The sequence below is a fragment of the Neobacillus sp. B24 genome, assembly GCF_055381825.1.
In genome coordinates this window covers 3,202,321-3,216,480 of the sequence record NZ_AP035777.1, presented here as the reverse complement: position 1 = coordinate 3,216,480, position 14,160 = coordinate 3,202,321, and the positions used below count along the sequence as shown (strand labels likewise).

Here is a 14,160-nt window from a genome sequence, read left to right as displayed (position 1 = left end):
TATCAGCCCACTGTAAAACGGTACATGCAAAGGCATGTGAACCGATTTATGGTGGGCTTTTTTGCGTTTTCATAAATGAAAATGACCGGCGATAGTCCCAGTGTATAAACAAAAGCTTTTATATTCAACAAATTGGAGGAAAACGGATGGCGTTTCATAGTTCTCAGCGAATCGCGGAATTAGCGGTGGATGCTGGTGCAAAAAAGGCAACAATGAATCCTTTTCATGCACTTTTATTAGGATTTTTGGGGGGGGCTTTTATTTCCTTTGGTTTTTTATTAGACATTCGAGTGATTGCCAACTTACCACAGCAATGGGGTTCCTTTAGCTCACTATTAGGCGGAGCGGTGTTCCCTGTAGGTCTCATGTTAATCATCATTGCAGGCGGGGAGCTGCTAACAGGAAATATGATGGTGCTTCCGATGGCTGTTTTAGCCAAGCGTGCGACACTAGCCCAGCTAGGTAAAAATTGGCTGTTGGTATTAATCAGTAATTTTATTGGAGCGATCTTTATTGCCTATTTCTTCGGTCACATCGTTGGCTTAACGGAAACAGGTCCATTTTTAACCAAAACTGTCGCTATAGCAGAAGCGAAGATTGATGAATCATTTATGAAGACCTTAATTTCTGCGGTTGGCTGTAACTGGCTCGTTTGTTTAGGTGTTTGGCTTGCTTATGGCGCAGATGATATCGGAGGAAAAATACTTGCGATTTGGTTCCCGATTATGGCGTTTGTTGCAATCGGTTTTCAGCACGTGGTGGCTAACATGTTTGTCATCCCAGCAGCGATTTTTGCAGGTGGGGTCACATGGGCAGATTATCTGTCTAACTTTATTCCAGTCGTCATCGGAAACGCGATTGGCGGCGGTGTGTTTGTAGCCTTGATTTACTGGACGGTACACAAGGATTCCCTACAAGCATCAACAAAAGCAAGATCAACTATTAAGAAAGCTAGTTAATTAGAGGTTTATAGATTTTTTCGTTTTTTACCAAGGAGGACTTATAGTGAGTGAAAAAGTGAATGTTCTTATTAACGGAACAGCACACGAAGTAGAAAAAGGAACACGTATATTAGATTATTTATTAAAACAGGAGATGGAGCATCCGCACGTCTGCTACTCTGAAGTTCTCGGACCGGTACAGAGCTGTGATACATGTATGTGTGAAGTCAACGGCAACATCATGCGTGCATGTTCCACAGTGGTTGAGGACGGCATGGATATTTTGACTTCGTCTGAAGTGGCCAAGAAAGCCCAAGAGGAAGCCATGGACCGTATTCTAGAAAATCATCTACTATATTGCACCGTTTGTGATAATAATAATGGCAATTGTCGTGTACATAATACGGCGGAATTGATGGGAATTGAACACCAAACACGCCCGCATCGTTCAAAGGGCTATGAAGTAGATATGTCGCACCCGTTTTATCGGTACGATCCGGATCAATGTATTTTGTGCGGACGATGTGTGGAAACCTGTCAGGATCTTCAAGTAAATGAAACACTAACTATTGACTGGGAAACCAATCAGCCGCGTGTCTTATGGGACGGTGGAAAAAGCATTAACGAATCATCATGTGTCTCCTGCGGTCAATGTGTGAGCGTTTGTCCGTGTAACGCCTTAATGGAAAAATCCATGCTTGGTAATGCAGGATTTATGACAGGTATTTCCGATGACTTGCTTACACCCATGATTGATATCGTCAAAGCAGTAGAGCCGGATTATCAAACGATCATGGCCGTGTCAGAAGTAGAAGCAGCCATGCGTGAAGAGCGAATCGAAAAGACAAAAACCGTTTGTACATTCTGCGGTGTGGGTTGTTCATTTGAAGTATGGACCAAAGACCGTGAAATTCTTAAAATTGAACCATCTGAAAATGCGCCAGTTAACAGTGTTTCCACTTGTGTAAAAGGAAAATTCGGCTGGGATTTTGTCAATTCACAAGAACGAATTACCACACCTTTAATCCGTAAAGGGGATGTGTTTGTGGAGGCAAGCTGGGATGAGGCTCTCTCAATTGTTGCAGAAAAACTTGGCGGAATTAAAGAAACCCATGGCAGCGATGCAATCGGCTTTATCTCTTCATCTAAAATTACGAACGAAGAAAACTACCTGATCCAAAAGATGGCTCGTCAAGTGTTTGGAACCAATAATGTGGACAACTGTTCTCGTTACTGCCAGTCACCTGCCTCATGGGGACTGCAGCAAACCGGAGGCATCGGCGGCGATTCTGGAACGATTCAAGATATCGCAGGAGCGGGTCTTGTCATGCTTGTAGGATGTGCGCCTGCTGAAGGACACCCTGTACTTGCTACACGTATTAAACGTGCGCAAAAACTTCATGGGCAAAAATTAATTACCGTGGACGTGCGCAGACACGAAATGGGCGACCGTGCAGACTTGTTCGTTCGTCCAAAACAAGGAACAGACTATGTTTGGCTTTCCGCTATTACGAAGTATATCATTGACCAAGGATGGCACGATGTGAAATTTATCACAGACCATGTAAACCACTATGATGAGTTTTTGAATATGATCGAGCCTTATAGTTTGGAAGAGGCAGAGAAGATTACCGGAATTTCTTCAGAAACATTAATTGAAATGGCAGAAATGATTCGTGATGCGGATGGAACCGCCATTTGTTGGGGAATGGGTGTCACGCAAAATATCGCTGGTTCACATACATCTGTTGCGATTGCCAACCTGCTTCTTGCAACAGGCAACATGATGCGTCCAAACGCTGGTGCCTACCCATTACGCGGACATAATAATGTGCAAGGTGCTGCTGATATGGGTACTATGCCCAATATCTTCCCTGGGTATCAATCTGTAACAAATGATGAAATCCGTGAAAAATTCGAGAAGGCCTATGGTGTAGAAATCTCTCCCAACCCTGGCCTTGATAATATTGAAATGCTAGCTGCTGTCGATCGAGGCGATATGAAGGCAATGTATATCGCTGGTGAGGACATGGCATGGGTGGATGCAGACTCGAATCATACACAGGCTATGCTTGAGAAGTTAGATTTCCTAGTCGTACAAGAAATCTTCCTAACAACAACTGCCCAATTTGCCGACGTTATTTTACCAGGAACACCTTCTCTTGAAAAAGATGGAACGTTTACTAACACTGAACGCCGTGTACAGCGCTTGTACCAAGCTTTACAGCCCCTAGGCGATAGTAAACCGGACTGGTGGATTATTACACAGCTAGCGAAAAAGATGGGATTTGACTGGAATTATACACATCCAAGTGAGATCTTTGATGAAATGGCTGGCTTAACACCGTTCTTCAGCCAGTGTAACTATGAGGTTCTTGAAGGATGGAACAGCTTCCATTGGGGTTCTCTTGATGGATCAAACACACCGTTGCTTTTCCAAGATGGCTTTAATTTCCCTGATAAAAAAGCTCGGTTCGGCTTGTTTGATTATGTACCACCAATGGAGTTCCCGCAGGACTTCGATCTCGCGTTAGATAACGGACGTCTGTTGGAGCATTTCCATGAAGGAAACTTAACACAGAAATCCAGTGGTTTGAACTACAAATTTCCGAAGGTGTTCGTGGAGCTATCACCGGAATTAGCGAAAGAGCGCGGTGTTAAGGACGGCACACTTGTTCGTCTAGTTTCACCGTACGGAGCGATTAAGCTTCCTGTTCTCGTAACCGATCGTGTCCATGGAAAAACGATTTATGTACCAATGCATTCCTCAAGCCATGAGAGTGCGGTGAACCTTCTGACTGGCGGGGCTGTTGATGTCGTCACACATACACCTGCTTATAAACAAACGAAAGTGCGGATGGAAGTCCTTGAATTGAATGGAGAAAATCCACTTCCAAGGTATAATCCACGTAATGCGACTCGTACACCGCAAATGGGTCTTGAAATTTACCGCAAGTGGGAACGCGGTGACTACACGCCGATTGCTGATGTGAACGAATATGTTACACCTGGTTTTTATGACAGGAGGAATGCATAATGGCCAAGCCGATTAAAATTGTTGAAAAAATAGAACTTACAGAAGAACAAAAGAAAATGCAATCCCTGGAGAATCTTCTCTCCGGGGTTGCGGAAAATAAGGACTCGTTACTTGAAACATTGAGTCTGATTCAAGAATTACACGATAGCGGAATCTTAGATGCTTTTGGAAGTCTGTTAAAAGCGAAAGAGAAGGCAGCAAAAATCGCTGTCGGTCAGCTTACACGTGAGCCTGTCACCAACATGATTAACAATGCGATGGCAGCAGGCGGTATGTTAACTGAGCTGGACCCGGAGACAACCGGTAAGCTTGCTAAAAGCCTGACCAATGGATTGAAAAAGGCGGAGCAGGGATTAAAAGCGGATTCCAAAATTGGAGTATTGGACTTAATGAAGGCGTTAAAAGATCCTGATATTAACAGAGCGATCGGTTTTGGTTTTAATCTGTTAAAAGGCATGGGTGAGGGATTAAAAGAGTAAAATGCAAACCCATTGTTGAAGTTGATGAATGGGTTTCCTCTTAGAATCAAATTAAGTGTATGGATAGGGAGGGACAATCCTTGGCAAAGAATTTGGAGCATCAATTTAGTATGCTTGTGCGTGAGATTCGGAAGGAATATGTCGGCAACGGTCCAAAGGAAATCACGACTAAATTTATCGGTTCTTGGGCGGTCAGTGAAATGAAAGGGAACCTGACAAATGTGGAGAAGTTTATGATTACTTCCGAAGATGGTGAACAGATGGTCCATGAAACGAGAACGAGATTTGTGAAGGAAATCTATAAAAAGCCAGAGGTCCTTTTACGAATTGAAAACCTAATGGGTGCAAAAGTCATGCGGTTATTTTCTGACATTAATATCAAAGAAGATATAGCCATGACTGTATTCGTTTTTGACAAGCCAATTGAGGGAAAGTAACAGGGAGTGAAAAAGTATGGATCAGCCAATGAAACTAGAAAGTAATGTTTGGCGATATGAGGACGGGGCCATACAAAGAGTAACGGATACCATCGTTACGGAATATCCGATCACCATTGTTCTGAATGGGGAGGAATTCGCGACACTCGTCTGCAGCCCTGAGCACATCGAGGAATTAGTCGTTGGCTTCCTGGCATCAGAAGGAATCATTAGAAGTATTTCAGAAATTAAGGAACTTACGATGATCGAGGCGACAGGTCGTGCAATCGTCAATACGCATAAGGTCAACAAACTGAACGAATTGTTTCACTCGAAACGGGTCGTCACCTCTTGCTGTGGAAAAAGCCGTCAAAGCTTTTATTTTTATAATGACGCAAGAACCGTTAAACCACTCGAAAACGTGGATGCGAAGATTTCAATTGAGGAATGCTTTCATTTGATGCAACTGATGCAGGAGTCATCTGTAATCTTCCAGGATACAGGGGGCGTCCACAATGCTGCCCTTTGTGATCGCAACGGAATTATTGTTGACAGAACGGACATCGGACGACACAACGCCCTTGATAAAATTTATGGTCATTGCTTGCAGCATTCAATTTCCCATTCAGACAAAATTATTGTTTTTAGTGGTCGTATTTCTTCTGAAGTTTTACTAAAAGTAGCCAAAATAGGATGCGGTATCGTATTGTCAAAATCAGCTCCGACTGAACTAGCCTTGAGGCTGGCAGAAGAGCTGCAAATTACAACTGTTGGGTTTCTTCGCAATCATTCTTTAAATATTTATACAAGACCGGATCGCATTGAGGTACAGGGAAAGCAATCATTGACTTAAAGAAGTGCCGTTTCAACTTTGAAGCGGTGCTTTTCTAATGATATTTTTAGGTGAGTTTTATATTAGTAATTCGTCCCCAGGGTCCATTTGGTTAGCAAAAATGTATTAAGTGAATGATAATTACACCATTGTATGTACTGGAGGAAAAACAAATGAAATTCCCAAATGATGCAGATGGAGAGGCATTGCAAAGCCTATATAAAGATGGAGTGAATTTTAAGAAACCACAATCTGTCGAATTTTTTGTAGCGGTGCCAGATGAAGCAGCCGGTGAAAAATTATCGATAGTACTTAAAGGAGAAGGCTACAATTGTTTCTTGGAACAAGATGACGAAACAGATGAGTGGGCATGTAGTTGTTCTAAAAGAATGGAATTAAATTATAATCAATTAGTTAAGATCCAAAAGGAATTAGATAATTTAAGTAAACCATATGGTGGTTATTCCGATGGTTGGGGCGTTTTTGTGGACTAAAAAGAAGGCATAAAGATGTTTGAAAAAAGGGGATATAGTGACTGTCACTGTTCGCTGTCAATAGTACAAATAATTATATTATGTAAACAATAAATTTTTTTTGCTATCCTATGTTTGGGATAGCCAATAAATTATGCTAAATAGCAGAGTGAAGTCTTATGCGAATTACTCTGCTATTTTAGCTGTTTTTATATGTATTTTTATACCTGCGGGTACTCCATAAGAGAACGGCTCCCGCCTACAATTCAAAGTCTAGAATCAGCTTACTTGTTTGACCTGTAAATTGATAATGATAGGACCCTTTCAGATCTTCCAAATCACCGGCAGCTTTGATGATGGTCCCTGGAGAATCTAGATTTCCTTTATCAAATATTCCTTGTTCAATAGCTGTAAATGACCCCTGTTTTCCTTTATACGTTCCTTCGAAAAATAAAAATCCAGAGATTTTCGCAGTGGCTAAGTGCCCATCATCTACATTTGATTCCATGTAATATAATAAGTACTCAATCAACGCTTTCCCTTTTAATTCACCGTCAAGATCATATTCGACGTGGGCTATATTAATAGGAAAATCGTTTCTAGTTTCATGCAGTGGCTTTTCATCCCATTTGGTTACTGTAAATGTTACTTCCATTCCGTACATCACCCTTCATTGATAGATAACAAGCTATCTACATAATACCAGAAAATACCAATAATAGCGAAGGTAGACCCAAACTATTTTATCATTAAGGTCGTTGTTCAACTCCATTTATTTGCTCAATAGCAACCTGTTGAAAAAGAAACCTATTCATTCACTCGATCACCACTATGATGAATATTAGGCTGTGATATGACCAAGAATTCAACATCTTGGTCTGATTCATTCCGCATTTGATGTGGTGTATGAGGGGGGACTTCTATTCCTTCTTTAGGATGTAATGAAATACATTGACCATCCATTTCTATTGTGGCGGTTCCAGTTAAGACATAGAAAAATTGGCGGGAATTTTTATGATAATGCCTTACTTCTTTAGTATTAACAGGCATACGTTCTTGGATGACACTTATATCTCTATTGTTGACTAAATACCAACCATCACATTGATTTCCCCATTGGTAATGTTCCGCGTTCTGTTTACTTATCTTCAATACTCCCACTCCTCGTTCAATAATCAGTAAAAGTGTGACCTTCGTTCTGTAATACGACTTTTGCCTTTTCAATGGAATCCCTTTTAATAAGCAGGTAATCCGTATTGAAGGTTGAAATCGCAAAGATACTAATTTTGTTTTCAGCTAACGGATTCGCTAATGAAGCTAGTATCCCAGTTAAGCTAAAATCCAAAATTCCCTCTACTTTCATACACTTCCAATCATGTTCAACATCTGTAAAGACTGCGTTCGCCGGTAAAGATTCGGAAGGACACACGATAGAAAGCTCTTCATCTGTTCTGGTGATAGAAAATACTTCGGAGTCGATTGCCCACAATGGCAGTTTTTCAGTTTGTGGAAATTTTACAACGGAAAAAGTGGAATCTAAAACTTTTAATTTCATCATCTAGCACCCCTTTTTGAAAAAGTATACCATTTAAAGTTTGAAACCATTGCAACGGGTTTAATTTAATTTTGGTGGAGTAGACCAGTGACTGTCACTACCCGTTAATGTTATTTTAATAATAAGTTGTACATCCTATATGTATAAAACGAATAGTGGAAGGTGTAATACGTGGGTGAATATATGGATGAGTTGAAGCCTTTACCAGAATCATTTTTTGAGCAGCCTACAATCGATCTGGCAAAGGCACTTCTCGGCTGTATCCTGGTAAAAGAATCAAACGAAGGAGTGACAGCAGGCTATATTGTCGAAACAGAGGCTTATATCGGTCCTGGAGACCGGGCTTCCCACAGCTATAACAACAGGCGGACTAAGAGAACGGAAATTATGTTTCACCGCTCAGGTCTTGTCTATACCTATGTCATGCATACGCACTGTCTCTTCAATGTTGTCAGCGGTGGGGAAGATAATCCAGAAGCTGTTCTAGTTCGTGCATTAGAACCTTTATACGGAATAGAAATCATGAAAAAAAGGAGGGGAATGGAAGATCTCAAAATTCTAACGAACGGCCCCGGAAAATTGACGAAATCAATGGGAATTACAAAGGAAGACTACGGACATTTATTAACATGTCCCCCATTGTATATTGCAATTGGCTACTCACCAGAAAGGCTATCCTCTGGAAAAAGAATAGGGATTGACAATTCAGGAGAAGCCCGCGACTATCCATGGCGATTCTGGGTAACCGATAATAAATTTGTTTCAAGATAAAAAGGCGCACGGAACTGGCCACATCCAGTCCAACAACAGGAATCATTTTTTTCCCTGGTAGATTAGAGCAACGCAATCGCATTGCTTATTTTTTGTAGAAACCGGTAACTTTTTAAAAGATATTGTTTGAATATATGGAATATTTGTGAATAAATTCCTACAATTTTGTATACAAATGGTAAATCCACTGCTAAAATAGCTATTGAAACTTGAAATCGGAGGGGAAATATGAGGAAATTTGTACTAAAGGCGATGGTTTACCTGAGCGTTATGATGTTATTATTTATTACAGTACCATCAGTAAATGCTGAAAAGTCGTTTACTGATATTGACAATTCTTATGCTAAAGATGCAATTCTTGAATTAGTATCGAAAGGAATAATTTCAGGCGATGATGTAAAGTTCAACCCGACAGCTAATATCAATCGTCAAGATTTTGCTATTATCCTAGCAAAATCATTAAATTTAGATGTAGTTGATGCACCAAAGAGTCCGACGTTCTCGGATGTACCTGCTAGCCATTATTCCTATCAATACGTAGAAGCAGCTGTTAAAGCTGGCCTGATTGCGGGAGCTGAAGGAAGGAATTTTGGTGTTGACGATGATTTAACGCGTGAAGCGATGGCTACTATGTTTGTGAAGGCATTAGATGTTGACACAACAGGCTACGACAAAAAACTTCCATTTTCAGATGCTGGGGATATTTCTTCCTGGGCAAAAGAAGCCGTAGGTTACGCTGTTGAAACAAAAATAATGAGTGCGGAATCTAATAAGTTTAATCCCCAAGGATCTGTTGAACGTCAACAAGTGGCACAAGTCGCTTCTTCTTTCCTTGTAAAGGCTGAGTCACTAGGAATTATTCCACCAACAGAATCCACTCAACTGAAGCAGACAACAACTAAGAAGAAAACAACTGTTACAAAGAAACGGAAAGTTGCTAAAAAGCCAGCAGCTGTGCAACCACCAGCGGAGCAGCCACGAGTAGAGCAGTCGCCAGCGGAACAGGCACCAGTAGAGCAGCCGCCAGCGGAACAGGCACCAGTGGATCAGCCGCCAGCGGAACAGGCACCAGTGGATCAGCCGCCAACGGAACAGGCACCAGTGGATCAGCCGCCAGCGGAACAGGCACCAGTGGATCAGCCGCCAACGGATCAGCCGCCAAATGGAGAAACACCATGCGATCAATCACCAGGAGAAGAACAATGGCCATGTGATCAACCACCAGGAGAAGAACAGCCGTCAAGTGATCAACCACCAGGAGAAGAACAACCGCCTTGTGATCAACCACCGGCAGAAAATCCGCCATGTGATCAGCCGCCAATAGAAGAAAATCCATGCGATCAACCACCATCAGAACAGCCGCCCTGTGATCAACCACAAGTGGATACCCCGCCAATGGACGTAAATCAGCCATAGTGGATTCTTTACACCAAATTTAAAAAGCTGAAAATCGGCATACAGTCAAACAGACGTGCCAATTCTCAGCTTTTTTTATTTGGAAAGGGTACTAAAGGCTTGTGTGAGGTTAATTTTATAAGTGAATACTGTAAAATGGTGATTTAGTTTAATATACATTCATCATTATAGAAGAACGAGTTCTTAGTGCTTCAGTCCGAAAATTAGCAATGCCAAATACATCAAAAAGGTTTGTAGCCGTGTAACTATTTTGGGTTTTTGTTCCCTTTTTTCTATCTTTAATACTCCAACGACCTTTGCATGGTTAGTTCACACTTGGAAGAAAGAATCTACTGAAATAAAGTGAATCTTGGAATATACTATTGATATAGGTATACATGTTGATTATCGTAACATTCCGAGATTGATAGAATAAACAATATAAAACGATTATAGGAGCGTCCTAAAATAATGAAAAAGAAATTGAACTATCTAATCTTACTTTTAACGGCCATCTTTATTGTTGGGTGTACCAACGTAGAAGATGCATCCAATACAAATGTAAAAAAAGATACACAAGAAGTAACCGAAGTTACTACAAATGAACCAGCAGCAGAGGAAACATCAGCCCAGCCAAATAATGAACTGTTTTCAGGGTACACACTTATTGAAGTGGATGGTGGTGATACTTCTGGAATTCGTAAACCTAACGTCGTCGTTGACATTGGATTTGGAGACCGTGAATATTGGGCATTTACTAATGAATATGGGCAACTAGTACGTGTCATTGCGGATGAAATCATTCTACAAGATGACAATAACGAACCTGTAACATCGTCTGGCAGATACTATTCTGATGAAGCGAAAGTTCCTGGTGTTGAAAGCGCCGATTTAGATGAAGGACATATCATTGCTGATTCTCTCGGAGGGGTATCGAATGCCTATAATATTACCCCACAAGATAGTACGCTCAACCGACATGGTGATCAAGCTTATATGGAAAAGGTGATCCGTGACGCAGGTGGAGCAACTAATTTTGAAGCCATTATCACATATCCGAATACGAAAACGCAGATTCCTTCAAGTTATCAGTATACTTACACTTTAAAGGGTAACGTGATCGTTGATAAATTTGACAATGTGAACCCCGACAAAGTAAACTCAGAACTCGGTTTAACAGGCAGTGATCCTTCTGATTCCACTAGTTCAGATACAAACGGTGATATTTCTAGTGTTGATACAGACGGTAATGGACAGGTGACGATTAAAGAAGCAAAAGCAGCAGGTTATAAAATGCCAATTACGAGAGATCATTGGTTATACCCATATATGCGAGATAATGATCATGACGGTATGGTAGGGGAGTAGCCTCTGAACATCTTGAGGACGTTAAACTTTAATATTGTTTTTGACTATCGAGGCGATTCTTCAATAATGAAGGGTCGCTTTTTCCTTTAGAGTAATTTTACTTGTCCAACTGGTGCGATTGTTCAACAAGAACATTTGCTTTTTGTGATAATGGAGCCGGTTATTAAAAAAGGATTTTTGATTGAAAGTGAAGAATATTAAAATAAATCTATCTAAAATTTTTGAAGGATAAATGTAAAAATAATATGATTCGAGTAGTAGTGAAAGTCGATTCTCAATTATCAAGTATATGTTATATTTAAAAGTTTAAAATAGTAGCTTGTAACGGGTAGTGTCAAAAGTTCTATGAAAACTCCTTAAGGGGTTAGGCTCCTTTCCACATATTGGGTGCGTCGGCCCCGCAACCGCTCTTGACAAACACGCCAATGGTTTGAGATTCCTTTATCAAGGGCGACGGGGACAAAAAGAAGGCATGCCAAATAGCCCTTGGTATTTCCATTTTAAACCATTGGCAAGTTCGGTTTGTCAAGAGTTCGCTTCGCCGGTTGCTAGTGGGTTCAAGGGCTCTGCTAAACAAAAAGTTAGACTGTTTGTTCAATGATCCAATCTTGAGCTAAACCTATTAATTTAGTCCAGCGTGCAGGCATATTCGGTCGCAGTAAGAGCTCTGGATTAACCACTGGCACATTACCTTCTAACGCTGAGTGAGGCCGTAAAAAGTTAAAGTAAGCCACAAAAAGCGTCACAAACGAAACAGACCCATGTTCGGACCCAAACCCGTGTGTTGAGCGATAATTGCCCTTAAATGTGCGATTGAGTCTTTCAATCACTTGTTTGAGAGGCCTATACTCCTTTGATACAGGATCTTCATTGGTAAGCCCAATGACCTGAGTAATGTCAAAGTGAATATCATGCTGGGCGTAAAAGTGTTGGGCTAAGAGATATATCGGATTGCCGTCCACCACAAATGTAAGATCTTCCGGAATCTCTTTAAATTTCATTAGGACATCATCAATGGCACGGATTGCTGTCGCTGTATCTCGATTTGCTGACACTGGATAAGACAGAATGATCTTTTTTACCGCATCAAAGAAGAAGAACAAGTAATGCCAACGACCTTGAACCCTAATATAGGTTTCGTCCCCACAGAACTGATCAGAAAGCTCGTAGGGATAGTGGTCTACGTAAGGTTTAAGGATTAATGCAACTGCGTTCTCGTAATTTAAAATGCTTTGATGCGATATAGAAACACCATGGATATCTTTCATGAGTGCAGCTGTCTTCCGGGCCGAAAGGCCATAGTTAACGTGATAGGTTAAAATAAGCCCCAATGTATGTGGCGACACATAAAGCCTGGCCAAGTCAACCTTTGGTTTCTTAGGAGAAGCCTTTGACAATGGCTGAAAATCAATGTGGAACTGCCGGAAGATATATCTTAATTTAAAGGCTTGTGGATCCTTTTTAAACTGTTTCTTCTCTTTCGCAGACATGCCATTCAGTTTCTGCTGGTAGTAGGAACAGTCATTATTTTTACACTTGTACACGTCAAAGTCTTTTCGCTCTTTGACTTTCTCAAGGGTCCTAGAACAATGAGGACACTTCAAAATAGCCTCCTTCGAATAGCGTTTTTTATCATTGAAAAGACAGGCACACACCTTACATTGAAACTGTCCTTTGCCTCCATTATTGGCATAAAGATAATCCGCTGGAGCACCACACTGCGGACATTTCATTGACTTGGGCACACATGCCTTTGTATTCGAACGCCTTTGAACAGGTTTTAGTTGTTTACCGTTCTTCTCCAGGTATTCGGTTAGGAGGCTTCGGTAATCAAGTTTCTGAATGGTTTCGATAATCGGAAGATCATCCACCTGGAGTTTACGATAAGGTTTATTTACAGGTTTTTCCTCAGGCTTTTCAAACATCCCCTTCCCAATAAGAAGGGTAAGTAATGTTCGAATTATTTGTTCTTGGTACTTAATAAAAGTTAATAAATAGGTTATAATTTGAGGGTACAACTTGTCACTTCCTTAATCTAGGTTGTTGGGTGTGTGGTAACCTCAATTATCCTTAGATTTCAGGGGGTGGCAATTTTTTTGCTTATAAAGCCCTCTATCTAGGTATTTTATAGCCTATTTCTTATAAAAGTTTTTACAATACGTTGTAACGACAAGGAGTGAGATTATGAAATTACTGCTTACATCTGCAGGCATCAATAACAAAAGTATTCATGACGCGTTGGTTGATATGCTGGGCAAGCCAATCTCCGACTCCAACGCCCTGTGCATCCCCACCGCGATGTACGGACATCCCTGGGTTGGCCCCGGCGTCAAAGCCTGGCAGTTCATCAGCGGCAAAGAACAGAATCCCATGGTCAACCTGGGCTGGAAGTCCGTCGGCGTGTTGGAGCTCACAGCGCTGCCCAGCATCGACGAAGACCGCTGGGTACCGCTGGTCCGGGAGACGGATGTCCTGCTGGTGTCGGGCGGCGATGCCCTCTACCTGTGCCATTGGATGCGGCAATCCGGCCTGGCAGACCTCTTGCCGTCGCTGCAAGCAGTCTATGTGGGAATGAGTGCTGGGAGCATGGTGATGGCACCAAGCATCGGGGACTTCTTCGTTGGCTGGACTCCACCCAACGGTGGTGATGAAACGCTGGGATTTGTCGATTTTGCAATGTTCCCGCATTTGGATCACGAGATGCTGCCGTATAACACGATGGCTAATGCAGAGAGATGGGCCGCCGGGATGCAGGGGTCGGCGTATGCCATTGATGATCAAACCGCCATCAAAGTGATCGACGGAGAAGTCGAAGTTGTCTCCGAAGGGAATTGGAAACTGTTTTCGAACTGATATTACTCCGCCGCTAAACATATCAAAAAACGTAAGCGGG

At 41.6% G+C, this 14,160-nt stretch carries 14 protein-coding genes; 10 read left to right on the top strand and 4 right to left on the bottom strand.

Annotated elements, in window-relative coordinates:
- Positions 1 to 146 precede the first annotated feature (146 nt).
- The 6 genes from ACZ43M_RS15715 (at position 147) to ACZ43M_RS15690 (ending at position 6,199) form a co-directional block, all read left to right on the top strand.
- Positions 147 to 959 (top strand): formate/nitrite transporter family protein, encoded by an 813-nt coding sequence (locus ACZ43M_RS15715; RefSeq protein WP_464503492.1) that lies wholly within the window; start codon positions 147 to 149, stop codon positions 957 to 959.
- Between the two features lie 46 nt (positions 960 to 1,005).
- Positions 1,006 to 3,978, top strand: coding sequence for a formate dehydrogenase subunit alpha (gene fdhF / locus ACZ43M_RS15710; RefSeq protein ID WP_464503491.1), 2,973 nt, complete (start codon positions 1,006 to 1,008; stop codon positions 3,976 to 3,978).
- Positions 3,978 to 4,457: a helical membrane plugin domain-containing protein gene (locus ACZ43M_RS15705; RefSeq protein ID WP_464503490.1), complete on the top strand. Its 480-nt coding sequence runs from the start codon at positions 3,978 to 3,980 to the stop codon at positions 4,455 to 4,457. Before fdhF ends, ACZ43M_RS15705 begins: the two co-directional genes overlap by 1 nt.
- An 80-nt stretch (positions 4,458 to 4,537) precedes the next feature.
- Entirely contained in the window at positions 4,538 to 4,894 is a 357-nt protein-coding gene (locus ACZ43M_RS15700) for a Na-translocating system protein MpsC family protein (RefSeq protein ID WP_464503489.1), read from the top strand.
- Positions 4,895 to 4,910: 16 nt separating this feature from the next.
- A complete protein-coding gene (gene fdhD, locus ACZ43M_RS15695; protein WP_464503488.1) occupies positions 4,911 to 5,726 on the top strand; it encodes a formate dehydrogenase accessory sulfurtransferase FdhD in 816 nt (271 codons plus the stop codon).
- A gap of 152 nt (positions 5,727 to 5,878) precedes the next feature.
- Complete coding sequence (locus ACZ43M_RS15690; RefSeq protein ID WP_464503487.1) at positions 5,879 to 6,199, top strand: ribonuclease E inhibitor RraB; 321 nt, start codon at positions 5,879 to 5,881, stop codon at positions 6,197 to 6,199.
- Between the two features lie 238 nt (positions 6,200 to 6,437).
- Here ACZ43M_RS15690 and ACZ43M_RS15685 read toward each other — a convergent pair whose 3' ends face one another.
- The 3 genes from ACZ43M_RS15685 to ACZ43M_RS15675 form a co-directional block, all read right to left on the bottom strand.
- A complete protein-coding gene (locus ACZ43M_RS15685) occupies positions 6,438 to 6,833 on the bottom strand; it encodes a DUF3224 domain-containing protein (RefSeq protein ID WP_464503486.1) in 396 nt (131 codons plus the stop codon).
- A 152-nt stretch (positions 6,834 to 6,985) separates the two neighbouring features.
- Positions 6,986 to 7,330, bottom strand: coding sequence for a cupin domain-containing protein (locus ACZ43M_RS15680; protein WP_464503485.1), 345 nt, complete (start codon positions 7,328 to 7,330; stop codon positions 6,986 to 6,988).
- Positions 7,331 to 7,346: 16 nt separating this feature from the next.
- Positions 7,347 to 7,736, bottom strand: a complete 390-nt coding sequence (locus tag ACZ43M_RS15675) for an ACT domain-containing protein (protein WP_464503484.1) — start codon at positions 7,734 to 7,736, stop codon at positions 7,347 to 7,349.
- Between the two features lie 180 nt (positions 7,737 to 7,916).
- Here ACZ43M_RS15675 and ACZ43M_RS15670 point away from each other — a divergent pair, with 180 nt between their 5' ends.
- From ACZ43M_RS15670 to ACZ43M_RS15660, 3 genes are all read left to right on the top strand, one after another.
- Positions 7,917 to 8,504, top strand: coding sequence for a DNA-3-methyladenine glycosylase (locus tag ACZ43M_RS15670; protein ID WP_464508036.1), 588 nt, complete (start codon positions 7,917 to 7,919; stop codon positions 8,502 to 8,504).
- A gap of 228 nt (positions 8,505 to 8,732) precedes the next feature.
- Entirely contained in the window at positions 8,733 to 9,920 is a 1,188-nt protein-coding gene (locus ACZ43M_RS15665) for an S-layer homology domain-containing protein (RefSeq protein WP_464503483.1), read from the top strand.
- 450 nt (positions 9,921 to 10,370) lie between these two features.
- The gene (locus ACZ43M_RS15660; RefSeq protein WP_464503482.1) at positions 10,371 to 11,267 is read left to right on the top strand and encodes a DNA/RNA non-specific endonuclease; all 897 of its coding nucleotides are present in this window, start codon (positions 10,371 to 10,373) and stop codon (positions 11,265 to 11,267) included.
- 581 nt (positions 11,268 to 11,848) lie between these two features.
- Here the strand turns inward: ACZ43M_RS15660 and ACZ43M_RS15655 are convergent.
- Entirely contained in the window at positions 11,849 to 13,285 is a 1,437-nt protein-coding gene (locus ACZ43M_RS15655) for an IS6 family transposase (RefSeq protein ID WP_464503481.1), read from the bottom strand.
- 166 nt (positions 13,286 to 13,451) lie between these two features.
- Between ACZ43M_RS15655 and ACZ43M_RS15650 the strand changes: the two genes are divergently transcribed.
- Positions 13,452 to 14,120 carry a Type 1 glutamine amidotransferase-like domain-containing protein gene (locus tag ACZ43M_RS15650; protein WP_464503480.1) on the top strand — a complete coding sequence of 223 codons (669 nt, stop codon included), beginning with the start codon at positions 13,452 to 13,454 and terminating at the stop codon, positions 14,118 to 14,120.
- The last annotated feature ends 40 nt before the right edge of the window (positions 14,121 to 14,160 follow it).